The organism is Aeromonas sp. FDAARGOS 1402 (genome assembly GCF_019046925.1).
Taxonomy (GTDB): domain Bacteria; phylum Pseudomonadota; class Gammaproteobacteria; order Enterobacterales; family Aeromonadaceae; genus Aeromonas; species Aeromonas caviae.
On record NZ_CP077201.1, the window covers coordinates 734,714 to 757,838 of the forward strand.

Here is a 23,125-nt window from a genome sequence, read left to right on the forward strand (position 1 = left end):
TGTCTACCTCACACCAGGCTGCGCAGGGATTCACGAATGATCTCCTCTACCGACATGCCGTCGGCGGCCACCTTGCTGACGATCTGGCTGGCCTGCTGCGGCTTGTAGCCGAGGGCCACCAGTGCACTGGCCGCTTCCTCGCTCGCATCCGGGGCACGCAGCGGGCTCTCTTTCGCGGGCAGGGTGATTTCGGCCGGGGAGAAGAGATCGTGGCTGACCCAGCCCTTGAGGCGGTCTTTCATCTCCACCACCAGGCGCTCGGCGGTCTTCTTGCCCACGCCGGGCAACTTGACCAGGGAGCTTATCTCCTCGCGCTCAACGCTCATCACAAACTGGGTGGCCGTCATGCCGGAGAGAATGGCCAGTGCCAGCTTGGGGCCGACCCCGTTGGTCTTGATCAGCTCGCGAAACAGCGCCCGCTCCTGCTTGTGGTTGAAGCCGTAGAGCAGCTGGGCATCTTCACGCACCACGAAGTGGGTGTGAATGACGGCCTCTTTCCCGAGTTCGGGCAGATCATAGAAGCAGCTCATGGGCATATGAACCTCATATCCCACCCCTCCGACTTCCAGCAACACCTCGGGGGGTTGCTTCTCGATGATGACGCCTCTCAAGCGACCGATCATGTTCTTTTCCTCGCCACGCAGACTCTCGCAAATTGGGTCATAGCATAAAGAATAACTGGATAAGTATCCAGCATAGGTCCATGCAGATCATGGGATGACCCGCTCTTCATACCCGGCCATTTCCCTCGTTCAGAACACTGTCTGTCACTTTATTTTCCATCGGGGATGGCACATCTTCGTCATTGATTGAACACTGAAATGGTCTTGTTCGGCACCAGGGAAGGCTTGAATCATGAAAATCGTCACCACATCCAACCTCGGACTCACCATTCTGCTCGGCTGCACCCTGGGCATGGGGGCGATCGGCTGGTATGGCAGCCAGCGGCTGGCTGATCTGCTCTCCTACGTCCTGGGTGCCGCCTGGCAGACGGCAGATGGTGCCATGGAGGGCTCCATCGAACTCGGCAACCAGTCGCTCTATATCCAGAAGATGCTCTCGGGGATCCCCCTCGACGCACCGGAGCTGCAACGGGCCAAAGAGGCGGCCAGCGACGCTTTGCGCCGGGTGGAGCAAGGCGGGCTCATCGATGCGGTAGCCATCACCACGCTGAAGCAGCATGAGCAGACCTATCAGCAAGAGCAGGCACAGCTGCTGACCCTCTATCGCACCTTCACGAGCGCCGATGAGGCGCTGCGCGCCAGTTCTGAACGCATGTCACGCCTCTCGACCAGGCTGGAGGTGATCGGTGACGAGGCCGTCGAGAGCCTCACCCGCTCACCGGATCAGGCCATCAGCTGGAACGGCGGCCTCGCGACCCGCTGGCAGGCGGCCGATGGCGGCATGGAGGCCAACATCGGATTCTTGCGCCAGCTCTATGCGCTGGAGAAGATGCAGAGCGAAGGCCCTACTCCTGCCATCCAGGCCGAGCTGGCACAAGCCACCCGCTTCTATCAGGACGCGGTTGACGGCATGCTGGCAACCGGCCAGTTCGATGTGCCCGGTGACGGGGAGTTTGCAGGCCAAATGCTCTCCACCCAGTATCGTGCCCTGCAAGCCGACAATGCCCGCCTGATCCGTGAATGGACCACAGCCCTGAGCGCTTATCAGAACCAGCTGGCCCGTTACGAACACAGTGCCGACCAGCTCAGGCTGGCTCTGGTCGAGGTCGAGGCCCAGGGGGACGCCACCGTCGAGGATCAGGTTCACCAGCTCAACGCCATCATCGACTACACCAGAGGACTCATCCTGGGGGGCTTGCTGCTCAGCCTGCTGATCGTCACCTGCTGCGGCTTCTGGCTGGTACGCACCATTGTTCGTCCGCTACTCCAGGTCGACAAGCGCATGCAGGACATCGCCGCCGGGGAGGGAGATCTCAATGCCCGCATCAGCCTCTCACGCGACGACGAGATTGGCTCCCTGGCCGGCAGCGTGGATCGCTTCATCGAGAAGCTGCAGAAGATGATCAGCGCCACCATGGACAACAACCAGCACATCAACCAGCACGTGCACACCTCGGTCAACCGGGTCCAGGCCATCAGCCAGAGCAGCCGCCAGACCGCAGCGCATGCCCAGGCGCTGCACCACGACAGCGAGCAGATGGTGCAGGTGGCCACCACCATCTCGGACAACTGCAACCTGGCGGCACACAACGCCAATGAGGTGCGCCAGCTCACCACGCAAAGCAGCCAGTATGTCTCCTCCGCCACCGCCGGCATGCAGCGGGTGGTCATGGAGGTGGGTGAATGTGCCACCGCCATCAACGCCCTCAAGGAGCAGGCAGGGCAGATTGGCCAGATCATCTCCACCATCAGCAATATCTCGGAGCAGACCAACCTGCTGGCACTCAATGCCGCCATCGAAGCCGCCCGGGCGGGCGAGATGGGGCGCGGTTTTGCCGTGGTGGCCGACGAGGTGCGCACCCTGGCCAATCGCACCGCCACCTCCAGTGCCGAGATAACGGACGTGATCAACAGCATCCAGCAGCAGACAGAGCAGGCTTATCTGATGATGCAACGCAACCTGAAAACCGTGGAATCGGGTATGGCGGACTCCGACAACACCAAGCAGATCCTGTTCAAGGTAGAAGAGGCCATCGATCAGCTCGCCGACATGGTGCAACAGGTGGCAGAGGCGACCAGCCAGCTCTCCCACACCCTGGGACACACCACGGGCAAGGTTTCGGATATCAGCCTGCAGGCCCAGACGGGCGAACAGGAAGCCCAGGAGTGCCTGCAACTGGCCTCCTCCCTCCATCAGGCCAGCCAGCAGCAACAGCAGTTGCTGTCGCAATTTCGGGTCTAGTGCGGGCGGGGCAAGGCCCCCGCCCTCCCCCCAGCGCCGCTGAATTTAGCCCTTGGGCCGGGGGACTTCGCCTGTTAAAATTCCGCACTTGAAATTTTCCAGGGCCAAGCCGCCCGAACTAGCGAAGGTCTACCGCGATGCGTACCAGCCAATATCTGCTTTCCACTCTCAAGGAAACCCCCTCCGACGCTGAAGTTGTCAGCCACCAGCTGATGCTGCGCGCCGGGATGATCCGCAAACTCGCTTCCGGCATGTACGCCTGGCTGCCGACCGGCCTGCGGGTCCTGAAGAAGATTGAAAACATCGTCCGCGAAGAGATGAACAATGCGGGTGCCGTCGAAGTGTCCATGCCGGTGGTACAGCCCGCCGAGCTGTGGCAGGAGTCCGGCCGCTGGGATGACTACGGCCCCGAGCTGTGCCGCCTGACCGACCGTCACAACCGCCCCTTCGTGCTGGGTCCGACCCACGAAGAGGTGATCACCGCGCTGGTCCGTTACGAAGTGAACAGCTACAAGCAACTGCCGCTGAATCTGTACCAGATCCAGACCAAGTTCCGCGATGAAGTGCGCCCCCGTTTCGGCGTGATGCGTGGCCGCGAATTCCTGATGAAGGATGCCTACTCCTTCCACATCGACAAGGCCTCCCTGGTCGATACCTATGAGAAGATGCATGCGGCCTACTGCACCGCCTTCACTCGCATGGGTCTGAACTTCCGCCCGGTGCAGGCCGATACCGGCTCCATCGGGGGCACCGGCTCCCACGAATTCCAGGTGCTGGCCGAGAGCGGTGAAGACTTGATCGCCTTCTCCGATACATCCGATTACGCCGCCAACATCGAGATGGCCGAAGCCCTGGCACCGGCTGGCGAGCGCGCTGCCGCAACCAAAGCCCTGACCAAGGTGGCCACCCCGGCCGTCCACACCATCGACGAAGTGGCCGCTTTCCTGAACGTGGCGCCGACCGCCATCGCCAAGACCCTGCTGGTACTGGCCGAGGAAGACGAGCACGGAAAACAGGCCGTCATCGCCCTGGTACTGCGTGGCGACCACGAGCTGAACGAAATCAAGGCCGAGAAGCTTTCTGGCGTGGCTAACCCGCTGACCTTCGCCAATGACGAGCAGATCAAAGCGGCCGCCGGTTGCGACGCAGGCTCCATCGGCCCGGTCGGCTTTGCCGGTCGCATCATCGTCGATCGCAGCGCCGCCCATCTGAGCGATTTTGTTTGCGGCGCCAACGAGACCGGTTTCCACCTGACCGGTGCCAACTGGGATCGCGACATCACCTCTTTTGAGGTTGCCGACCTGCGCAACGTGGTGGAAGGCGACCCGAGCCCGTGCGGCCAGGGCAAGCTGCTGCTCAAGCGCGGTATCGAAGTGGGCCACATCTTCCAGCTGGGCACCAAGTACTCCGAAGCGATGAAGGCGAGCGTGCTGAACGAAGGCGGCAAGTCCGTCACCATGGAGATGGGTTGCTACGGTATCGGGGTTTCCCGCCTGGTGGCTGCCGCCATCGAGCAGAACAACGACCAGTACGGCATCATCTGGCCGGACGCCATCGCCCCGTTCGAAGTGGCCATCGTGCCGATGAACATGCACAAGTCCGAGCGTGTGGCCGAGCAGGCACAACAGTTCTACGCCGAGCTCAAAGCCGCCGGTGTGGATGTGCTGTTTGACGACCGCAAGGAGCGCCCGGGTGTGATGTTCGCCGACATGGAGCTGATCGGTGTGCCCCACGCCATCGTCATCGGTGACCGTGGTCTCGACAACGGCGTGGTGGAGTACAAGTGCCGCCGCTCCGGCGAGAAGCAGGAAGTGGCCATCGGCGAGATCGTTGCCCTGCTCAAGGCCAAGCTGGGTCGCTGATAACGCCGACACCGCCTTTCGCTTTTCATAGGAAAGCCCCGAGTGCCACGGCACTCGGGGCTTTTTATATGGCTCTCAGCCATGATGCACAAAAATGCGTCTCCAGCGTGAACCAATGAGATAACTGCATTGCCCTGTACACGGCACGGCTGATTTCCTAGACTGGCGCTCTTTACCCAGCTTGCCCGATAAGTTATGTCCATCGCCTCAGCCAATACCGTTGTCGTGCTCGACTTCGAGACCACAGGGCTTTCACCCGGACAAGGGGATAGAGCCATCGAGATCGGTGCCGTCAGAATCAAGGATGGTTATATCAGTGAGCGTTTCTCGGCATTGATGAATCCGGGCTTCAACGTGAGCAGCTTCATCGAGCAATATACCGGGATCAGCAATGCCATGCTGAAACAGGCTCCCCCCTGTAACGAGGTGATGGCGGATTTCGTCGACTTTATCGGTGATGACAATCTGGTCGCCCACAACGCCTCCTTCGACAAGCGCTTTCTGGATGCGGAAATAGAGCGATTGCCGGCGCAATACCGCGGCCAGTTCGCCTGTTCCCTGCTGCTATCGAGGCGCCTGTTTCCCGATGCCCCGGATCACAAGCTGGGTACCCTGGTGCAATACCGGAGCCTGCCCAATGACGGGGTGTTTCACCGTGCCCTGGCGGATGCAGAGGTGACGGCCCACCTCTGGCTTGCCTTGTTGGAAGAGCTGGCGTGTCGACATGGCATTATCGACCCGGACTTTGCATTGCTGCTGACCCTTGGCAAGAAGCCAAAACAGGTGATTCCATCCTTCCTGCGGGAATATGCGACTCGGAAATAATATGTGCCGACATGCATCATCAATCATCCACTCCATGTCGGCACTGAATTTCCCCGCCTTCACATCCATGATGGCCCGGCGTAAAGAGAGGCAGGCAAGCAGATAATTTAGCACTGCACATCAATGAAAAAGAGCGCCAAATGGCGCGCTTTTTTTTCCTTGTCATCTGGCGACGGGGCCGGTTCACGGCGCTTCAGGCATTGCGACCGATAAAGAGATCGGTCACATGGCAGCTGCTTCTCGCGGCCAGCGCATCCAGCATGTAGGCTGCCGCGTCTTCCGGCGTCATGAAACCACTCGAATCCACGTGATCCGAATTCTCCCAGAACTCGCTGCGGATCCCGCTCGGATAGAGGTTCACCAGTCGCAGGGGAGCACTCTTCAGCTCGGCCCGCAAGGATTCGAGAAAGCCGCGCATTCCCCATTTGGAGGCGCAATAGAGGCTCTCGTTGGCCTTGCCGGTCTGGGCGGCGGAGGAGAGCACATTCGCCAGCACCCCACCCTTGTCGCCGATGAGGCGCACCGTCTGCTGGGCCACCAGTATGGTAGAGATGAGATTGCTCTCCACCACCCGGCGGATCTGCTCGGCGGTGTAGACACCCACCGGGCCGAACTCGCCGACACCGGCACAGTGGATCACCATGTCGGGCAGGCCGCCCCACTCCACCGCAGCGGCAAAGGCGACATCCACCTCTTCGTGGTGTGCGAGATCGGCGGCAATGCCGATCACCGCCTTGCCGAGCAGCTCTTCCTGCTCCTGCAGTTTCTGGTAACGGCGACCCATCATGGAAACCTGATGGCCGCGTTCAACCAGCCCTATGGTCAGGGCGCGGCCCAGTCCGGACCCCGCGCCAGTCACTATGATGTGGCCCATGTGTGCTCCTCAGGGAGATCAGAAGGTGAATTCACCACCGATGAACCAGCCGTCGATGGTCTGATCGACGCGATCGAAGTCCATCTCGGCCTCACGCCAGCCGGCGCGGATCTTGAGCGGCACGGAAGAGAACTTGTAGGAGCCGCCCAGACGGTAGTCGTAGTTGTCGGCATCCTGCACGCGGGCATCGCCAAACGCAGCAAAGCCGGTCCCCGGGATGCGTACTTCACCCCCGGTGTAGGCCATCAGCACATCCTTGTCATAGGAGTAGTGCTGGGTGTTGAAATCACCGTCGTAGCGACGACCGGTCAGACCCAGATCGATCTGGAACAGGTCGTTGTTGAACAGGCGATAGTAGAGGCTCAGGTCGTAAGCCAGCAGATCGTTGTTGAAGCTGCCGCCGCTGCTGCTGAAGTCGGACATTTCGAACTTGGCGTTGGGCAGCAGCAGGATGCCGTGCTCCAGTTGCAGGTAGCCGCTCCAGTTGTAGTTCTCGTCGTAGCTGCCATCGGCACCCACGCTGCTGACCTGGCCACTTCCCTGGGCATTCCACAGATCGGCACCCGCCGCAAAACGCCAGTCATTGGCGGCCATGGCCCCATGGCTGAGCAGAGCCATCACAGTGCCGGCAATCAGGGTCTTCTTCATCACTTCGCTCCATTTTGGACTGGAAAGGCCATCATTTTACCCGCTGGGCAAGGAATACCTAGAGTAAAAAGCTGAACAAGCGTCCATAAATGTCAGTGCTTCATCCCTTTCATGGGTTCGACCGGCTTCACGGGCAGGCTCAGTGACAGCGTCTGCCCATCGTCCAGGGTCAGGGTCAGCGGGAAGGGCGTGCCCTGGGCCAGGGTATGGATGTCGAACAACATGATGTGCAGGCTGCCGGGCTTGAGCACGGCCTCCCCCTTGGCCGGGATCTCGATGCTCTCCACCTGGCGCATCTTCATGACGCCGTTCTCGTGCAAATGGGTGTGCAGCTCGACACGGCCCGCCTCAGGGGACGCTCCCGCCACCAGTTTCACCGGTTTGTCCCCATCGTTCCTGAGCACCATGAACGCCGCCGTGTTCGGCGAGCCAGGGGGCAGCAGGCGCACATAACCATCGACTGCGTCGACCTTGGCCAGGGCCGGGGCGGCCAGAAGCAGTGCCATGGTGGAATAAAACGCACGTTTAAACATGGTTGAAATCCTTTTATGATGTTGTTAAACGAGACAAAGCTTACCCCTGTGGCAAGCTTTTGACAGCCCCCGACAACAAGGATTCAGACATGGCCCTCATAATTCTGGCCGAACAGCAGGACGGCTTGCTCACCCTGACCTTCAATCGACCGGAAAAGCGCAATGCCCTCAACACGGAGACGTATCTGGCGCTGACCGACGCACTGCGCCAGGCCGCCCGGGACGAAGAGGTCCATGTGCTGCTGTTGCAGGGCCAGGCGGAGTGCTTCACCGCCGGCAACGATCTGGCCGACTTTGTTGGCAAGCACGCCCTTGAGCCGGACGATCCCATCCTGCAATTTCTGCACACCCTGGCCGACTTCCCCAAACCGGTGATCGCCGCCGTGGGCGGCCCGGCAGTCGGCATCGGCACTACCCTGCTGCTGCACTGCGACCTGGTCTATCTGGGTGACAACGCCCGGCTGCAGCTGCCTTTCGTCGAGCTGGGACTGGTGCCGGAGTTTGCCGCCAGCCTGCTGCTGCCACGCGCCGTCGGTCACCTCAAGGCGGCGGAACTGTTGCTGCTGGCAGAGGCCATCGATGGAGAAGAGGCGCTGCGTCTCGGGCTCGCCAACCGGGTGCTGGCCCCGGCGGACCTGCTCCCCTTCGCTCGGGAGCAGGGACTGAAACTGGCGGCCAAGCCGCCGATGGCGCTCCAGAAGAGCAAGGCGCTGCTCAAGCAGGAGCTCAAACAGGCGGTGCATTTCGTCATCGACCTGGAAGCGCGCGCCTTCGCCCAGGCCCTGCAAGGGGAAGAGGCGCAAAGCCGCATCGCCAGCAAGCTGCAAAAACGGCGCTGAACTCAGTTGAGACGGAACCGGCCTATCAACTCGCAGCCCTGCACCCTGTCCTGCACCTGGATAAGCCGGGCAATCTCCGGATTGGGGTGGCGCTTCAAGAAGGAGAGCAGGGCGGCGCGGCAGCAGCCCAGCTCACTGATGAGGGATTCGCACTCCCGGTTGGGGCACTGGGGCACCAGGGCGGTGACCAGCTCGGAGGCGAGCTTGAGGTAGCGCAGTTCATAGGCGGGCTCTTCCATGGCACGCCAGAAATCGGCCATGCGGTGACAGGTGGCGACCCGCATGCTGGCCAGTTCGTCCAGATCCCCGGAGGCCAGCTCATACACTTCCCCCAGGGCCTGCTGATAGAGGCAGATCGCCGTGCCCAGAGCCCCCATGCCAAGGGCGTTCTCCGCCTCCAGCATGTAGCGTTGCCAGTTCTGATGTTCCATGTTCCTCTCCTTTGCCGACACGAGTGGAGTTTGTATCATGGCCAATCGAGAACAAATATCAACCAGACCCTTTGTGCAGGATCCCTCAACCCGCCGTTCTGGGCTGATTGACGCGACACTGCTTGCCGGGGTAACCAGGCAGATCTGTCGCCTTGCTGCTGCACGCCAGCCGTTTGGCTTCGGCGAGGCGATCCGCGAGGTTGACCTCATCGATCGGCTGCCAGGCCATCTGCTGGCCGAGCCAGCTGGCCCAGGCAAACTCGACGAAGTAGACCTGATCCTTCTTGCTGAAGTAGCCCGCATCCTGCAACAGCCCCGCCAGGGTGCGGTAGGGGTAATCCGGCAATTCACCGATATGGCCGGGCAACTGCTCGGGAGTCAGGGGTTGACCCCGTTCATCCTTGAGCCAGGCCCAGTGGTTGTTCTGCATCTGGCTCCAGAAATTGGCCCTGTCCTGCAACCGTGCAATCACCTTGACCCTGACCTGCTTCACCCCCTGCTGCCACAGCGCCTTGGTCAGGTGGTGCCTGTCCACCAGCCAGTAACCCCCATCCGGCGCGATGACGATAGGGATCTCTTTCTTTTTCATCAGCTTGTCGAGCTGCTTCTCGCTCTTGTCCGCCAGCTCCCGGGCAGTGGTATCCACCTGCAACTGATCGACGCCGCCCTGGGTGGGGTGCAGCGCCTCTATGTTCACCTCGCACCAGCTTCCCACCGGGCTGCTCTTCTCGCACGGGGACAACGCCCAGGCGCCCTGGCTCAGCACGCAGACCAACAAGATCCATGCTCTCATCACTCTCTCCTTTTCCTGGCGCTCACGGCGCCCCCTCGTTGACAGCCGCATCGGATATCATGGGACTCATGCTGGCGGTCTGACCAGCAAAGGGGATATCATGATTTCCCATCTGCCGGCGATGCATTCTCGCCGAGTTTTCTCCCCGCTTCACACATTTTGAAGGATTCACCATGAAAGGATGGAGCCCCCTGCTGGCCCTGCTGGGCTGTGCCTGCGTCCAGGCTGCCGATGTGCCGCCCGGCACCCCACTCGCCGCCGAACAGGCCGTCGTCCGTCATCTCAAGGATGAACCGGCGAGCCTGAGCCCTCTCAAGCTGGTGGGACTGCCGGAGCTGCAGGTCCTCAGGGACCTTTACGAGGGGCTGCTGACCCAGGGACCGGACGGCAAGGTGCTGCCCGGGGTGGCCGCGAGCTGGGAGAACAAGGACAACCGGCAGTTCACATTCCATCTGAGGCAGGATGCCCGCTGGTCCAACGGCGACCCCGTGCGCGCCGCCGACTTCGTCTATGGCTGGCGCAAGCTGGTTGACCCCAGGGAAGCCGCCACTTTCGCCTGGTTTGCCCAGCTTGCCCGCTTCGACAAGGTGGACGACATAGTGGCAGGCAAGCTGGCCCCCGATGCGCTCGGGGTGGAGGCCGTCGATGACCATACCCTGAAGGTGGCCCTCTCCCAGCCGGTGCCCTATTTCCTGAGCCTGCTGACCCATCCCAGCCTGTCGCCCCTGCACCGGGCCAGCATGGAGCAATATGGCAACCAGTGGACCCAGCCCGGCAAGCTGGTGGGCAACGGCGCCTTCGTGTTGAGTCACCGGGTGGTGAACGAGAAACTGGAGCTGACGCCCAATCCCTACTACTGGGATCGCGCCCACACGGTGCTGACCCGCGTCACCTTCGTGCCCATCAACCAGGAGAGCGCGGCCACCCACCGCTATCTGGCCGGGGATCTGCACATCACCGAATCCTTCCCCAAGGAGCAGTACCAGAGCCTGATGGCCCAGATCCCGGGGGAAGTCTATACCCCGGAACAGCTTGGCACCTACTACTACGCCTTCAACACCCAGCGCCCGCCCCTCAATGATGTGCGGGTGCGCCAGGCGCTCTCCTACACCATCGACAGGGGCCTGATTGCCGACAAGGTGCTGGGCACCGGGGAGAAACCGGCCTACCACTTCACCCCGGACGTGACCGCCGACTTCGACCCCAAGCCCAATCTGCTCTCCACCAGCAGTCAGCAGGCGCTGGACGAGCGTGCCAGAGCCCTGCTGAAAGAAGCGGGCTACGGCCCAAGCAATCCCCTCAAGCTGACCCTGCTCTACAACACGGCGGAAATTCACAAGAAGATGGCACTGGCCATCGCCAACCTGTGGAAACAGAAACTGGGGGCCCGGGTCGAGCTCACCAACCAGGAGTGGAAAACCTATCTCGACAGCCGTCAAAGCGGCCAGTTCGAGGTGATCCGCTCCTCCTGGGTCGCCGATTACAACGACCCCTCCGCCTTCCTCGGGCTCTGGGGATCGGGCCACAGCGGCAACATGGCCCGGTTCGCCAACCCGGCTTACGACAAGCTGCTGGCGCAGGCGGCCAACAGTCAGGATCCCGCAGAACGGGCCCGCCTGTTCGATGAGGCCGAGGCCATCTTGCAGAAGGAGGCCCCCATCGCCCCCATCTACCAGTACACCAATGCCCGGCTCATCAAGCCCTGGCTCAAGGGGTATCCCATCAACAACCCGGAAGACGTGGCCTACAGCCGTCAGCTCTACCTCGTCAAACACTGAGTCCGGGGAGGGGTCGGGACATCTGACCCCTCCTGGCACTGTTCCTGTTCAAGTTCCCGGCATAAAATGCCGCCTCTTTTCATTCATCAACCCCGTGATCCGATCCTGCCATGCGTGCTCTGCTCCTGATTGCCCTGTTTGTTGCCCTTCCCGCCAAGGCCGCCGATGAAACCGAATGCCGCCAGGCCTTCCTCGAATGGATGTTGAGCCAGCAGAAGCAGTTCAGCGACCGCAAGGCCAGCAAGATGGAGCGGCGCAATGCCGAACGAGCCATCGATCAGGCCCGGGATGCCTTCGCCAAGCAGGAGAGTTTCTGCCAGGCCATGGCCTGGGTCGCCAGCGCAGAAGACAATGACCCCCGCTTCAAACCGAGGACGGGGGAGATCCACGACTTCACTCCCCGCGGCTGAGCCGCCATCTACGACTTTTTTCAGCCTTTCCCGTGTTGATTTATTGACCCAAGCCAAAGTGGTGTAACAGTCCGCATCTACAATGACGCCGTAACAATCACAAAAATAAAAAATAACTTTATCAGTTACTTGGCTCATTCAGGATGCGCACATGACCACAACCCGGCACGAAGGGGAGATCCGTTTCCCCGATCACATATCACTGATCTCGACCACGGATCCCGCCAGTCACATCACTTATGCCAACCAGCACTTTTGCGATGTGGCGGGCTACAGCGCGACCGAAATGGAAGGGGAGCCCCACAATCTGGTCCGCCACCCCGACATGCCCAAGGCCGCGTTCGCCGACATGTGGCGCCGCCTGCAACAAGGAAAGAGCTGGATGGGGCTGGTAAAGAACCGCGCCAAGAGTGGTCAGTTCTACTGGGTCAACGCCTACGTCACGCCGATTCTCAACGATCAGCAGCAGATCATCGAATACCAGTCGGTCCGCACCCGTCCCCAGGATCACGACATCGCCTGGGCAGAGCAGCTCTATGCCCGGGTCCGTGACGGCAAGGCACTGCCCTGGCTGACCCGGCTGACCCTGGAGCCGGGGCAGCTGTGTCTGCTGCTCTCTGGCACCGCCCTGCTCGGCATGGGGGCCAGTCTGGTCACCGGCCAGCCGGGGTGGGGAGTCATCACTCTGCTCTGCTTGTTGGCCCAGATGGGACATGGCTGGCATCTGCAACGACGGCTGGCCAGGCTGCTGGCCATGGCGGGCGAGGAGCAGGGCAGCGCCCTTTGCCAGGTACTCTATGCCAGGCGTCAGGACAGCCTGGCCGCCCTTGAACTGCTGCTGCGCATGAAGAAGGCGGAGCTGCGCGCCGTGGTAGGTCGCAGCGCGGACACCAACCAGCAGATCCTGCAGGCGGCGGAGGATGACAGGGGGCATATCCAGACCATAGACACTCACCTGCAACAGCAGCGGGCCCAGAGCGAGCAACTGGCGGCGGCCATCACCCAGATGAGCCAGTCCATCCGCGATGTGGCTGACAATGCCCACCAGGCCAATGCGCTGGTGGGCGAGGTCCAGCAGGTGTCCGCCAGTGGCCAGCAGGCGCTGGCCACCACCCGAGATTCGGTCGACAGGCTTCATCAGGAGCTGGACGCCAGCCAGGGCGTGCTGGCGCGCCTGACCCAGGACAGCCAGAAAATCAACGGCATTCTGGAGGTGATCGGGCAGATTGCGGATCAGACCAACCTGCTCTCCCTCAATGCGGCCATCGAGGCGGCACGGGCCGGTGAACAGGGGCGCGGCTTTGCGGTGGTGGCCGACGAGATACGGGCCCTGGCCCAGAAGACCCGCAGTTCCACCGGCGAGATAAGCGACATGATAGGGGCGCTGCAACAGAGCACCCGGCAACTGTCCGATGGCATGGAGCAGGGGGCCCAGACATCAGTGCTCTGCCAGCAGCACATGGGGGCCACCGCCGAGGTGCTCGACCAGATCAACCGGATGCTGGCCCGAGTGACCCACACCAGCGACGAGATAGCCCAGGCGGTGAGCCAGCAGGCGGATGTCACCAGCACCCTGGATCAGGGGATCCACCAGATCCACCAACTGGCGAGCCACACCGCGGACAACAGCCGTCAGGCCCTCGATGGCATCACCCTGCTGGTGGAGCGGCTGCAAAACCTCTCCTGCCTGATCAACCAGTTCCACGACTGACCCCCTTGCCGTGTAGTTTGGCGCGCCCCCGGGCGCGCTGCCGATCTCTCCTCTCCTTCACGACGACAGGCTCCCGCCGGGGGCTAGAAGTCCGTCTCAGGATTTGCCCTTGAACTGCTTGATGCTGCGCTTGCCCTGGGTGCGACGGTTCGCCTGCTTGTCTCTTGGCGCCCGTTTGCTCTCCCCGCTGGCGGGTTTGTCGGTCACCGGGAAACCTGCCAGCGCCGCCAGGGGCAGGGGCCGACCGGTCAGGGCCCGGATCCCCTCGAGCGCCTCCCCATCCCCGTGACAGGTAAGGGAGATGGCCAGACCGCTCTGCCCGGCACGGGCGGTACGACCGATACGATGCACGTAGACGGGGGCATGGTCCGGCAGATCCAGATTGATCACCACGGGCAATGCCTCCACGTGGATGCCGCGCGCCATCAGGTCCGTGGCCACCAGCACCCGCACCCTGCCCTCCTTGAAATCCGCCAGCGCCTGCTCCCGCGCAGCCTGATCCTTGTTTCCGTGCAGGACCGCCACCGTCATGCCAGCCCTGGCGAGTTTCTTGGCCACCCCGTCCGCGTCGTCCCTGGCACTGATGAAGACCAGCACCTGGGGCCACTCTCCGGCCTCCAGCAGGGCGATCAGCGCAGGCACCTTGCTGCTCCTGTTGACCAGATAGAGCCGCTCCTCGATGTCGCTCACCAGGCTGTTGAGCGGCTCGGCCTCGATGCGCACCGGATCCTGCAGCAGACCCGAGGCCAGGCTCTCCAGCTCGACCGGCAAGGTGGCGGAGAAGAGCATCTGCTGCCGCGCCTCCGGCATTGCCTTCATCAGCCACTGGATATCGGGCCAGAACCCCATCTCCAGCAGGCGATCCGCTTCATCCAGCACCAGCATGCGCAGGGCACCCAGCCCCAGCGTCTGCTGGGCCAGCAAGTCCCGCAACCGTCCGGGGGTCGCCACCAGCAGTTGGGGGCCGAGAGCCAGTTCCCGCTCCTGCCACTCCTGGGCCACCCCGCCACACAGGGTCAGAAGGCGCACCCCCAACCCGTCGGCAATCTCCTGCAGGGCGGCGCTCACCTGGCTTGCCAGCTCCCGGGTGGGGACCAGTACCAATCCCTGTACCCGGTCGCTGGCTGCGTCCAGCCTCTGCAGCAGCGGCAGGCCGAATGCCAGGGTCTTGCCACTGCCGGTCCTGGCCAGGGCAAGCAGATCCCGTCCTGACAAGGCTGCAGGAATGGCTAGCTGCTGAATGGGGGTCGGTTTTTCCAGCGCGGCGGGCAGCAGGGGCAACAGGACGGGGTCAAGGGCGAGTTCGTCAAACGTCATGGGGATCGCAGATACAGGCTGAACGAGGATGTGGAGGCGAAGTCTAGCCAGACCCACCCCATAAGTAAAAGGTTCGGGAGCGCAATAAAAACGGCCTGCCCCGTGTGAACGGGGCAGGCCGTCAGGCAATCAGCCTGTGGCGCGACTTACAGAACGGCCAGGGCGGCGGCGTAGTTCGGCTCGTCGGCGACTTCGGCCACCAGCTCGCTGTGCAGCACCTTGTCGTGCTCATCCAGTACCACGATGGCACGGGCAGCCAGACCCACCAGCGGGCCGGAGGAGAAGGCCACGCCGTAGTCCTGCAGGAAGGAGACACCGCGCAGGGTGGAGAGGTTCACCACCTTGTCCAGACCCTCGGCGCCGCAGAAACGGGCCTGGGCGAACGGCAGGTCGGCAGAGATGCACAGCACGACGGTGTTGTTCAGGGCGCTTGCCTGCTCGTTGAACTTGCGCACGGAAGTGGCGCAGGTCGGGGTGTCGACGCTCGGGAAGATGTTCAGGATCTTGCGCTTGCCGGCGAAGGTTGCCAGGGTCGCATCGGACAGATCGCCAGCAACCAGGGAGAAGGGCTTGGCCTGCTCACCGGCAACGGGGAAGTGGCCGGAGACGGAGACGGGGTTGCCTTGCAGGGTGACGGTATTGCTCATGTTAGGTCCTTGATGATTGATGTGGGATCCAGGGTCCCCAGTATAGGCCCGCCACGGGATGACAAACACCCGCTAATGAAAGGGATTTGGCATCCCTTTGCGTCCCCCCTGCTCCAGGGGCAGATCAGCGGTCACTGTCATGGCCCCGGACAAGGAGGAGAAGAGGGCTTGACCTTGGACTTTACACCAAGGTTTACACTCGGCGCAGTCATCCAGGATCCCGCAGGGGCGGGATCCCTCAAGAGGAACGCATCATGAGCAAATCCTGCTGCAGCCATCAACACGCCGCTGCCCCCATCAAGGCCGTCAGCAAGGCCGCCACCCCACAGGCCGGGCACAGCCACACCAGCCACTGCTGCGACAACGGGGCACAGGCCAGTGGCGTCGCCAACCCGACCCGCCACGATCATCAGGGGCAAAGTGGCGCAGACGGCCCGGGGGATGAAGAGCCCCCCAGAGGCACTTGCGCCACCGACACAGCCCACGACCACGACCACGATCATCATGAGCAGGGGCACGCCCACACGGCCGCCGCGATCGAGCCGCCGCTGACGACCCCCGAGCAGAACAGCCGCCGCCATAGCTGGCAGGTGCTGGGCATGGATTGTCCCAGCTGTGCACGCAAGATAGAGACCGCCGTCAGCCGGGTGGAGGGCGTACAGCAGGCTCGGGTGCTGTTTGCCACCGAGAAGCTGGTGGTGGATCTGGCCCCCGGCCTCTCCCCCGACCCCGTTACCGCCGCCGTGCTGGCCGCCGGCTTCCAGCTCAAAGGGGGCGTTCAGAACACGGCTCGCAGCGAACCGGGCCGCAGCCCGCTGATGCAGAGGGTCAGTAACCTGCTCGGCAAATACTGGCAGCCCCTGTCGCTGGCCGGCCTGATGGGGGTGGCGGCCCTGTTGCCGGCCCAGATCGGTCAGCCGCTCTTTACCCTGGCCACCCTCTGGGGGCTGTGGCCCGTCGCCCGCAAGGCGTGGGCACTGACCAGAAGCGGCTCCCCCTTCGCCATCGAGACCCTGATGACGGTCGCCGCCGTGGGGGCCCTGTTCCTCGGCGAAACCGCCGAAGCGGCCATGGTGCTGCTGCTGTTCATGCTGGGGGAACATCTGGAGGCCTACGCCGCCGGCCGCGCCCGCGCCGGGGTCACCGCCCTGATGGCACTGGTGCCCGACAAGGCGCTGCGCATCCGCACCACTGCCGATGGCGAAGTGCGGGAAGAAGTCGCTGCCGACCAGTTGCGTCCCGGCGACATCATCGAAATCGCCCCGGGCGCCCGCCTGGCCGCCGATGCCCGCCTGCTCGACACCCTCGGCGCCTTTGACGAGAGCGCCCTGACCGGCGAATCCATCCCGGTGGAGCGCCGTCAGGGTGACAAGGTGCCCGCCGGCAGTCTGGCGGCGGATCGGGTGCTGCGCCTCGAGGTGGTGTCCGAACCCGGCAACAACGCCATCGACCGCATCCTGCATCTCATCGAGGAGGCCGAGACCCAGCGCGCGCCCATCGAGCGCTTCATCGACCGCTTCAGCCGCTGGTATACCCCGGCCATGATGCTGGTCGCCCTGCTGGTGGTGCTGGTACCGCCGCTCGCCTTCGGCCAGAGCTGGGACGAGTGGGTCTATCGCGGGCTGGCGCTGCTGCTCATCGGTTGCCCCTGCGCCCTGGTCATCTCCACCCCGGCGGCGGTCACCTCGGCGCTGGCGGCAGCCACCCGCCAGGGGGCCCTCATCAAGGGGGGCGCCGCGCTGGAGCGGCTGGCACACATCGATACCCTGGCCTTTGACAAGACCGGCACCCTGACCCTGGGCAAGCCGCAGCTGACCGAACTGGTGAGCCTCAATGGCCAGCCTGAGGCCGACCTGCTGGCACTGGCGGCCGCCATCGAACAGGGCTCCCACCACCCGCTGGCCCGCGCCGTGGTGACGGCGGCCAGTGAACGGGGCCTCAACCTCGCCGCCGCCCAGGATCTGCGCGCCCTGCCCGGCATGGGGGTAGAGGGTCGCATCGACGGTACCCTCTGGCAGCTGCTGGCACCGAGCCGGGTCGCCACCCTGGATGCGGCGATGCAGGCCCGGGTCGCCACCCTGGAGCAGCAAGGCAAGACAGTGGTGGTGCTCGGTCAGCCTGACGTCGCCCCGGCCGCCCTGCTGGCCCTGCGCGACCAGATCCGGCCGGAGGCGGCTGCGGCGCTGCAAGAGCTCAACCAGCTCGGCCTGCAGAGCATCATGCTGACCGGTGACAACCCCCGCGCCGCCGAGGCGATCGCCGGCGAGCTCGGCATGGACTGGCGCGCCGGCCTGCTGCCGGAGGGCAAGGTCGATGAGATCGCCAAGCTCGGCCTCAGCCAGAAAGTCGCGATGATCGGCGACGGCATCAACGACGCCCCGGCCATGAAGCGGGCCAGCATCGGCATCGCCATGGGAGGTGGCACCGACGTGGCGCTGGAGACCGCCGATGCGGCGCTGACCCACAACCAGCTCGGCGGGGTCGCCGCCATGATCCGGCTCTCCCGCGCGGCGCTGGCCAACATCCACCAGAACATCGCGCTGGCGCTGGGGCTCAAGGCCATCTTCCTGGTCACCAGCCTGCTCGGCATCACCGGCCTGTGGATTGCGGTGCTGGCCGACACCGGCGCCACCGCCCTGGTCACCGCCAACGCCCTGCGCCTGCTGCGAAAACGCTTGGCCGACCGTTAACGGTACAACCAACAGCCGCCCCAACGGGGCGGCTTTTTTATTGCCTCGCCCACAGCAAAGAAAAAGCGCGGCTGCCGGTCGGCAGTCGCGCTTTGCTTACTCTCTCGGTGTTATCCCGCCCTTGGCGAGGCGGAATTCAACCCGGGGTTGCCGAGCCAGCCCCGGGCTCGATGGGAAAGACTTACTTGGCGCTGCACTCCTGGATGATGACGCTGCCCACCTCGCCGGAAGTCTGGGTCGGGTCAACCTTCACCAGGAAGCTCCACAGACCCTGTTCCAGCGTGATGCTGTTGTTGCCCATGCCACCGTCGCCGTGCTGGAGCGGGTAAACCTGCTCGGGCTCCAGTGCGATCAGGGTGCCACCGGCATCCTTCACGAAGAACTGCTTGCTCCAGTTGCCATCGTCGTTGGCAAACTTGAAGTCAAAGCTGCCCGCGTAGTTGAAGGCGGCCTGATAGATGGCGAGGTTGCCTTCCATCCCCTTGTAGCTCAGCTGGTAGGCCGGCTGGGCGTTCCAGTCGCTCAGACTGCCGCGCACATAGAGCGGGAAGCCGAGCGGATTGCCCGCGACGGTATCCAGCACCTTGCAGCTCTGCGCCGGTTCGGTGTAACTGACGCTCAGGGTGGGCTTGTCCTTGTTCATGGCGGTGAAGACAAACTTGTAGGTGCCAGCCTTCTCCACGTTGAACGGCAGATCCCCGCCATTGGCACAGAGCGTATTGACCTGGCCGGTCGCAAGCTGGTCGGTATCGCTGCACTTGCCGTAATTGACGGGGCCACTCCACTCGTTGCCAGCGATCTTCACCTGGGTCGACCCCAGCTGATCCGCCGTCACCTCGGTGGTGAACTCATAGGTGAAGTTGCCACTGAAGTTCATCTTGTTGACCGGATCCCACTGATTCAGGAAACCGCGCACGAACACCTCGGTGTCACCAAAGGGAGGCAAGGTGCTCAGATCCGTCTTCTTGCTCACCGGCAGCCCCGCGCCCTGGGCACCGCTCTGCGGCTTGACGAACACCGCCGCCGACCAGGCGCCAAGGGTCAGCTGACCGCTGTCATTGGCCGCCCCGCTCGCGATGCTGTCGGAGTCACGGTGGGCACCGCTCAGGACCATGCCGGTCAGATCGATGGGCTGATCCTTGCCGTCACGGAAATCGCCGATGCTCTGGGGCTGATTGGTGGCGTTGATCATCACCACCAGGCCGTCGATGGCCGGATCCAGATCCGCACCGGCGCCCACCCCGTCATCCACACTCATCACGATGAGACCCGGGATCTGCTCAGGGCCGGTGTTGCGGAAGTCGACCCGCTTGATCACCTCGGCGCCGCTGCCAAGACGCAGCAGACGAGAGGATTGACGCAGTTCGGAAAGCTCCTGGTAGAAGTTCACCATCTGATGCATCTCGGCCGAACCCGGCTTGGCGTGCTGGCCGAGCACCTGCTCGATCAGCTCGTAGTTGGCCTCGTCCTTGTCCTTGCGTGGCAGCCCTTTGTCAAAATTATTGTCACTTAAGCCGTAGTCGACCCGGTTGTACCAGTCACCGGAGTCGTAGCTGTCCCGCTCCATGGACTTGGAACGCAGCAGCTCGACACCCGCGTGGGTGAAGGGAATGCCCTGGCCCAGCATGGCGGTCGCCAGAGAGACCCCCTGCATCCGCACCAGGTCGGCCCCGGCGGGTGCCTTGTACACCAGGTTGTCGAACAGGGTCTGGTTGTCGTGCTTGTCGACATAGTTCTGGATTTCGGTCGGATCCTGGGCATAGCCCGCCGGTTGACCGTTGTAGTCGATGTCGGAGCCCTTCTTCGGAATGCCGTCCTTGTCGGTCAGCACGAACTCCTTGAGGTTGCCCGCCATGCCGAGGCGCACCAGATCGGACTGATGCAGGGCGGTGGCGAGATCGACGCCGTCCAGCTCGTTGGCATCCACCAGGGCGCCGTTGCCAAAGCCCTGGGTCTTGCGAATGGCTTCGCCGCCGTCGAACGGGCTGCCGCCGCGCACCGCATCACGCAGCCGGTCGGAGAAGGAGCCGATGCCGGTACCGGCCAGGTGCTTCTGGGTCGCCTGCACGAACCGCTTGTCATCCTGTACCTCGCCGAAGTTCCACCCCTCGCCGTAGAAGTACATGTCCGGATTGACCTTCTTCACCTCGGCCAGGGCCTGCACCATCTGATCTTTCGGGTGATGGCCCATGAGGTCGAAGCGGAAGGCATCGATCTTGTAGTCCCGTGCCCAGGTGACCAGGGAGTCATCCATCAGCTTGGCGAACATGGCGTGTTCCGGCGCCGTGTTGGAGCAGCAGGTGGAGTTTTCCACCGAACCGGTCTCCGGATTGAGGCGCTGGTAGTACCAGGGCACAATCTTGTCGAGCACGGATTTGGAACCGAGACCCGCTTCGTTGGTGTGGTTGTAGACCACGTCCATCACCACGTTCATGCCGATGTTCTGCTTGATGGCCTGCACCATCTCGCGGAACTCCTTGATCCGGGTCGTCCCCTCTGCATTGGTGGCGTAGGAGCCTTCCGGGGTGGTGTAGTGGTAGGGGTCATAGCCCCAGTTGAAGGAGTCCACCCCGCGCAGGTAGCCGTAGAGCTCCTGCACCTGCGGGTTCTCCTTGCTGTCGCTGGCTTGCAGATCACCGAGCACGGCTTCGATGGTCTCGCCGCCACCACAGTGGCTGGCAAACCTGGAGTTCTTGACCTCGGGATTGACCTCGCACAGCTTGCTGAAGTCATCGCCGATGTTGGCCACCTTGGCTGGGTCCTCGTTGACGGTGGCGATGTCGAACACCGGCAGCAGGTGCAGGTGGCTGACGCCGCTCTTGGCCAGGGATTTCAGGTGGGTGACGGGCACGCTGTCGCTGTCGGTCAGTCCGAGGAACTTGCCGCGGTGCTCGGCCGGGGTGGAGTCGTCGTTGCCGGTCAGATCCCGGACGTGGGCCTCATAGATGGTGATGTCGGCGGGGTTCTTCTGGCTGTGGGGCGCCTTGAGGCTGTCCCAGCCTTCCGGCTTGAGGGCCGGATCGTCGAGATCCACCACCTGGCTGAACTCGGAGTTCATCGCCAGGCTCAGGGAGTAGGGGTCGGTCACCTGATAGGATTCCAGCTTGCGGCTGACCGGGTGATAGACCTGGATGTCGTAGCGGTAGTATTTGCCGACCAGATCGCTGCCCCCCTGCACGCTCCAGCTGCCGCTGGCCTCGTCCAGGGTCATGGCGCGCTCGCCAAGCGACTTGTGCTGCTCGTCGAACAGCGCCAGCTTGACCGACTTGGCGGTCGGTGCCCAGAGCCGGAAGGTGACATTGCCTCCCTCCACCACGGCGCCGTAGGCCAGCTTAGTGGCCGCCTCGCTGTAAAGGGCATCGAGGGCACCGGCACTCTGCACCAGGGTCGCCCCCTGCAGGATGCCGTCCGAATCGGTCCCGATGGCGACCAGCTCACCCTTGAGCAGGGGCTTGAGATCTTTCCCCGCAGGCAGGGCGAAGGCGGCGGCATCCTTGAGGTGCGGGTATTTGGCCTGCTGCTCTTCGGTCAGGCTGGTCGGAGTCAGCTTGAGGTAGGGGAAATCGAATACACCCTCGCTGTTTGCGGTGATGGTGCCTGACTCTGTGTAGTAGAGGCGCACATAGGGCTTGTCCTTGCCCCCTTGCCAAATCAGGGTGTTGTCGTCGATGAGGTGGGCACTGGCCCCCGCCACGCCGAAGGCGGCGGTGAAGGCTTCCGCCCGGCTGCCGAAGATCTCGTTCTTGCCGGCGACGATGGCCACGGTGCGATCCGGGTGATCGCTGAAGACCACCTTCATGTCGCTGCCGGTCAGGTTCGCGAGATCGCCGTTGCGGGCGATGAAGTTGATGCAGCCTTCCATCTTGGAGAGCGGCACGACCCAGGCCGGACCAAAACTGTCCGCCGCGGACGGCGTCTTGCTCTTGTCATCCCAACCGGTGTTGAGGCCGCCCTCCGAGGTCGAGTTGCAGGCATCGTTGTTCCACAGGTGCAGGCTGTGGCTGGCGAAGGGGCCGGTGACACCGCGCGCCGCGCTGGTCTGGGTATCCACCAGGGCGATGACCGCTTCGTCGGGGCCGGCCGTCAGCAGTTCGGCCGGGGGCTGGACGTTGGGAAGACGAGCGACGGGCTCATCCTGAGGGGCAGGAGCAGAAGAACTGTTGTCGTTACAGCCTGACAAAAGCGCGAGCAGTGAGGCTGTTACCAGCGCCACTTTGGTCTTTTTCATATCCATTTTTTTATAATTCCCGCTGTAGTTAGTCTCGATATCCGAGTACCCGGTCATTGCCGGGCGGTGTCATATTAATCAGCGGGAATTGCCGTAAATGTGAGCGGATGGGCAAAAAAAACCAATCCGCATCAACAAGATAACGTTTTCATAACGAAAATTCGATCGCGCTCACAGACCTGGCACCGCTTTCGGCCCATACCAGCGTGAAGAGGGGAGCGAGTGACGAAATCAATGTCCAATCAAATGGATAGAGGGGGCTGGGTGATGAAACGGATTGAGGAGCAGGCCAGGCGGCTGGACCAGGAGTATCAGGGCATTGCCCAGTTGTTCGATCAGTTCTGCCAGCAGGCCGGCGTGCTCGCCGAACGCTATCACTTCTTCAACTGGCCGGATTATGAAGAGAGCCCGCCCCTCGCCCGCGCCTTCACCCTGCTGGGGGAACCACGGGAACTGCGGCTGCGCTGTCAACCCGGCGAGGGGGGTTCCCTGAACGGCCTCCTCCAGGTGTGTGGCGAGGAAGGCAAGGTTCACGCCAGCCTGGGCTTTCATGCCGACGGGCACCTGCTGCTGGAGCCGGGCCGCCTGCTCGACGACCCGCCGGGACTGCTGCTGAGGCTGATGCTGGGCTCCCTCTGGCAGGATCAGGGGAGCGAGCCTCCCCGCTGACGCCC

18 protein-coding genes are annotated in these 23,125 nt (G+C 63.0%); 9 read left to right on the plus strand and 9 right to left on the minus strand.

Annotated features, from left to right (window positions below; all coding sequences use genetic code 11):
- Window positions 1–8 precede the first annotated feature (8 nt).
- Window positions 9–623, minus strand: a complete 615-nt coding sequence (ruvA, locus tag I6L32_RS03505) for a Holliday junction branch migration protein RuvA (protein ID WP_010672867.1) — start codon at window positions 621–623, stop codon at window positions 9–11.
- Window positions 624–855: 232 nt separating this feature from the next.
- Here ruvA and I6L32_RS03510 point away from each other — a divergent pair, with 232 nt between their 5' ends.
- The 3 genes from I6L32_RS03510 (at window position 856) to I6L32_RS03520 (ending at window position 5,552) form a co-directional block, all read left to right on the plus strand.
- A complete protein-coding gene (locus I6L32_RS03510) occupies window positions 856–2,865 on the plus strand; it encodes a methyl-accepting chemotaxis protein (RefSeq protein WP_216944703.1) in 2,010 nt (669 codons plus the stop codon).
- Between the two features lie 137 nt (window positions 2,866–3,002).
- On the plus strand, window positions 3,003–4,727 hold the full coding sequence (locus I6L32_RS03515) for a proline--tRNA ligase (protein ID WP_124244076.1): 1,725 nt from the start codon (window positions 3,003–3,005) through the stop codon (window positions 4,725–4,727).
- Between the two features lie 195 nt (window positions 4,728–4,922).
- Window positions 4,923–5,552, plus strand: coding sequence for a PolC-type DNA polymerase III (locus I6L32_RS03520; protein WP_200164818.1), 630 nt, complete (start codon window positions 4,923–4,925; stop codon window positions 5,550–5,552).
- A 193-nt stretch (window positions 5,553–5,745) separates the two neighbouring features.
- Here I6L32_RS03520 and I6L32_RS03525 read toward each other — a convergent pair whose 3' ends face one another.
- From I6L32_RS03525 to I6L32_RS03535, 3 genes are all read right to left on the minus strand, one after another.
- Window positions 5,746–6,426, minus strand: a complete 681-nt coding sequence (locus tag I6L32_RS03525; protein ID WP_045523363.1) for an SDR family oxidoreductase — start codon at window positions 6,424–6,426, stop codon at window positions 5,746–5,748.
- 18 nt (window positions 6,427–6,444) lie between these two features.
- Window positions 6,445–7,074 (minus strand): TIGR04219 family outer membrane beta-barrel protein, encoded by a 630-nt coding sequence (locus I6L32_RS03530; protein WP_049635945.1) that lies wholly within the window; start codon window positions 7,072–7,074, stop codon window positions 6,445–6,447.
- A 92-nt stretch (window positions 7,075–7,166) separates the two neighbouring features.
- Window positions 7,167–7,607, minus strand: a complete 441-nt coding sequence (locus I6L32_RS03535) for a copper chaperone PCu(A)C (RefSeq protein WP_039039478.1) — start codon at window positions 7,605–7,607, stop codon at window positions 7,167–7,169.
- A gap of 89 nt (window positions 7,608–7,696) precedes the next feature.
- Here I6L32_RS03535 and I6L32_RS03540 point away from each other — a divergent pair, with 89 nt between their 5' ends.
- On the plus strand, window positions 7,697–8,446 hold the full coding sequence (locus I6L32_RS03540) for an enoyl-CoA hydratase-related protein (protein ID WP_216944704.1): 750 nt from the start codon (window positions 7,697–7,699) through the stop codon (window positions 8,444–8,446).
- A 2-nt stretch (window positions 8,447–8,448) separates the two neighbouring features.
- Here the strand turns inward: I6L32_RS03540 and I6L32_RS03545 are convergent, their stop codons facing one another.
- Window positions 8,449–8,877, minus strand: coding sequence for a DUF2753 family protein (locus I6L32_RS03545; protein WP_010672859.1), 429 nt, complete (start codon window positions 8,875–8,877; stop codon window positions 8,449–8,451).
- An 85-nt stretch (window positions 8,878–8,962) separates the two neighbouring features.
- Entirely contained in the window at window positions 8,963–9,670 is a 708-nt protein-coding gene (locus I6L32_RS03550; RefSeq protein WP_216944705.1) for a ParB-like protein, read from the minus strand.
- 173 nt (window positions 9,671–9,843) lie between these two features.
- On the opposite strand from I6L32_RS03550, the gene I6L32_RS03555 reads away from it, so the two are divergent.
- From I6L32_RS03555 to I6L32_RS03565, 3 genes are all read left to right on the plus strand, one after another.
- On the plus strand, window positions 9,844–11,448 hold the full coding sequence (locus I6L32_RS03555; RefSeq protein ID WP_216944706.1) for an ABC transporter substrate-binding protein: 1,605 nt from the start codon (window positions 9,844–9,846) through the stop codon (window positions 11,446–11,448).
- Between the two features lie 110 nt (window positions 11,449–11,558).
- Window positions 11,559–11,858 carry a hypothetical protein gene (locus I6L32_RS03560; RefSeq protein WP_010672856.1) on the plus strand — a complete coding sequence of 100 codons (300 nt, stop codon included), beginning with the start codon at window positions 11,559–11,561 and terminating at the stop codon, window positions 11,856–11,858.
- A gap of 151 nt (window positions 11,859–12,009) precedes the next feature.
- On the plus strand, window positions 12,010–13,569 hold the full coding sequence (locus I6L32_RS03565) for a PAS domain-containing methyl-accepting chemotaxis protein (protein WP_216944707.1): 1,560 nt from the start codon (window positions 12,010–12,012) through the stop codon (window positions 13,567–13,569).
- Window positions 13,570–13,665: 96 nt separating this feature from the next.
- Here I6L32_RS03565 and I6L32_RS03570 read toward each other — a convergent pair whose 3' ends face one another.
- Together I6L32_RS03570 and tpx are read right to left on the minus strand one after the other, a co-directional pair.
- Window positions 13,666–14,886 (minus strand): DEAD/DEAH box helicase, encoded by a 1,221-nt coding sequence (locus I6L32_RS03570; RefSeq protein WP_216944708.1) that lies wholly within the window; start codon window positions 14,884–14,886, stop codon window positions 13,666–13,668.
- A 146-nt stretch (window positions 14,887–15,032) separates the two neighbouring features.
- A complete protein-coding gene (tpx, locus tag I6L32_RS03575; RefSeq protein WP_010672853.1) occupies window positions 15,033–15,533 on the minus strand; it encodes a thiol peroxidase in 501 nt (166 codons plus the stop codon).
- A 254-nt stretch (window positions 15,534–15,787) separates the two neighbouring features.
- Between tpx and I6L32_RS03580 the strand changes: the two genes are divergently transcribed.
- Window positions 15,788–18,223, plus strand: coding sequence for a zinc/cadmium/mercury/lead-transporting ATPase (locus I6L32_RS03580; protein WP_216944709.1), 2,436 nt, complete (start codon window positions 15,788–15,790; stop codon window positions 18,221–18,223).
- A 181-nt stretch (window positions 18,224–18,404) separates the two neighbouring features.
- Here the strand turns inward: I6L32_RS03580 and pulA are convergent, their stop codons facing one another.
- A complete protein-coding gene (gene pulA, locus I6L32_RS03585) occupies window positions 18,405–22,457 on the minus strand; it encodes a pullulanase-type alpha-1,6-glucosidase (RefSeq protein ID WP_216944710.1) in 4,053 nt (1,350 codons plus the stop codon).
- Between the two features lie 261 nt (window positions 22,458–22,718).
- On the opposite strand from pulA, the gene I6L32_RS03590 reads away from it, so the two are divergent.
- Window positions 22,719–23,120, plus strand: coding sequence for a hypothetical protein (locus tag I6L32_RS03590; RefSeq protein WP_041211001.1), 402 nt, complete (start codon window positions 22,719–22,721; stop codon window positions 23,118–23,120).
- The last annotated feature ends 5 nt before the right edge of the window (window positions 23,121–23,125 follow it).

What these genes read in the sequence shown, in the direction of transcription:
- ruvA (WP_010672867.1), bottom strand. Translation starts at nt 623, where the DNA reads ATGATCGGTCGCTTGAGAGGCGTCATCATCGAGAAGCAACCCCCCGAG.
- I6L32_RS03510 (WP_216944703.1), top strand. Translation starts at nt 856, where the DNA reads ATGAAAATCGTCACCACATCCAACCTCGGACTCACCATTCTGCTCGGC.
- I6L32_RS03515 (WP_124244076.1), top strand. Translation starts at nt 3,003, where the DNA reads ATGCGTACCAGCCAATATCTGCTTTCCACTCTCAAGGAAACCCCCTCC.
- I6L32_RS03520 (WP_200164818.1), top strand. Translation starts at nt 4,923, where the DNA reads ATGTCCATCGCCTCAGCCAATACCGTTGTCGTGCTCGACTTCGAGACC.
- I6L32_RS03525 (WP_045523363.1), bottom strand. Translation starts at nt 6,426, where the DNA reads ATGGGCCACATCATAGTGACTGGCGCGGGGTCCGGACTGGGCCGCGCC.
- I6L32_RS03530 (WP_049635945.1), bottom strand. Translation starts at nt 7,074, where the DNA reads ATGAAGAAGACCCTGATTGCCGGCACTGTGATGGCTCTGCTCAGCCAT.
- I6L32_RS03535 (WP_039039478.1), bottom strand. Translation starts at nt 7,607, where the DNA reads ATGTTTAAACGTGCGTTTTATTCCACCATGGCACTGCTTCTGGCCGCC.
- I6L32_RS03540 (WP_216944704.1), top strand. Translation starts at nt 7,697, where the DNA reads ATGGCCCTCATAATTCTGGCCGAACAGCAGGACGGCTTGCTCACCCTG.
- I6L32_RS03545 (WP_010672859.1), bottom strand. Translation starts at nt 8,877, where the DNA reads ATGGAACATCAGAACTGGCAACGCTACATGCTGGAGGCGGAGAACGCC.
- I6L32_RS03550 (WP_216944705.1), bottom strand. Translation starts at nt 9,670, where the DNA reads ATGAGAGCATGGATCTTGTTGGTCTGCGTGCTGAGCCAGGGCGCCTGG.
- I6L32_RS03555 (WP_216944706.1), top strand. Translation starts at nt 9,844, where the DNA reads ATGAAAGGATGGAGCCCCCTGCTGGCCCTGCTGGGCTGTGCCTGCGTC.
- I6L32_RS03560 (WP_010672856.1), top strand. Translation starts at nt 11,559, where the DNA reads ATGCGTGCTCTGCTCCTGATTGCCCTGTTTGTTGCCCTTCCCGCCAAG.
- I6L32_RS03565 (WP_216944707.1), top strand. Translation starts at nt 12,010, where the DNA reads ATGACCACAACCCGGCACGAAGGGGAGATCCGTTTCCCCGATCACATA.
- I6L32_RS03570 (WP_216944708.1), bottom strand. Translation starts at nt 14,886, where the DNA reads ATGACGTTTGACGAACTCGCCCTTGACCCCGTCCTGTTGCCCCTGCTG.
- tpx (WP_010672853.1), bottom strand. Translation starts at nt 15,533, where the DNA reads ATGAGCAATACCGTCACCCTGCAAGGCAACCCCGTCTCCGTCTCCGGC.
- I6L32_RS03580 (WP_216944709.1), top strand. Translation starts at nt 15,788, where the DNA reads ATGAGCAAATCCTGCTGCAGCCATCAACACGCCGCTGCCCCCATCAAG.
- pulA (WP_216944710.1), bottom strand. Translation starts at nt 22,457, where the DNA reads ATGGATATGAAAAAGACCAAAGTGGCGCTGGTAACAGCCTCACTGCTC.
- I6L32_RS03590 (WP_041211001.1), top strand. Translation starts at nt 22,719, where the DNA reads ATGAAACGGATTGAGGAGCAGGCCAGGCGGCTGGACCAGGAGTATCAG.